The sequence below is a fragment of the uncultured Vibrio sp. genome (assembly GCF_947488985.1).
Classification (GTDB): Bacteria; Pseudomonadota; Gammaproteobacteria; order Enterobacterales; family Vibrionaceae; genus Vibrio.
This window is the reverse complement of the sequence record NZ_CANLBV010000281.1, coordinates 1-545: the sequence shown is the minus strand read 5'-3', so window position 1 is coordinate 545 and position 545 is coordinate 1. Positions and strand designations below refer to the sequence as shown.

Sequence of the window (545 nt, the reverse complement as noted above, 5' to 3'; positions counted from 1 at the left end):
CCCCTTCACGGTCGCGGAGAATGAATTTTTCGCGTTATCGGAATACGCTCCGAGCAACAGTTTTGATGGGCGTTATTTTGGAGCGGTTAAATCGTCCGATATTTTAGGTAAAGCCAAGGCAGCGTGGTTGTTCTGATGTTTTGTCAGAATCAAGATTTGAGGTACACTATTTAAACAAAGTCAGTAGAACTTTGTGCAATAGTCAGCAAGCTGGCTATTGCCAAGCCTTGCTATTACTTATTTAAAGCCATAACAAGGCTCATTAATCAGGAGTGCACAATGAGTGACGAAAAAAAGATTGAATTTTCACAATCGGATGTCCTTAATGCGTTGCTACACCAACAAAGTCATGCTCAAAATTACGCCACGAAAGAGAGTGTAGATAATATCAAAGAGCGTGTTCATGAATTAGCAATCAATGTTGATAGACGTTTTGACCTAGTCGATAAACGGTTTGATGAAATGAAAACTGATGTCGATAAGCGTTTTGATCTAGTCGATAAACGATTTGATGAAATGAAAACTGATGTCGATAGACGTTTTGA

General features: G+C 39.1%; 2 protein-coding genes. Both read left to right on the top strand.

The features are described from left to right. On the top strand, positions 1 to 136 hold a 136-nt coding region (locus tag Q1A70_RS20910; RefSeq protein ID WP_363318261.1), incomplete at its 5' end, for a S26 family signal peptidase. 143 nt (positions 137 to 279) lie between these two features. After that, positions 280 to 545: hypothetical protein (locus Q1A70_RS20340; RefSeq protein ID WP_299695872.1), on the top strand; the 266-nt coding region annotated here is incomplete at its 3' end.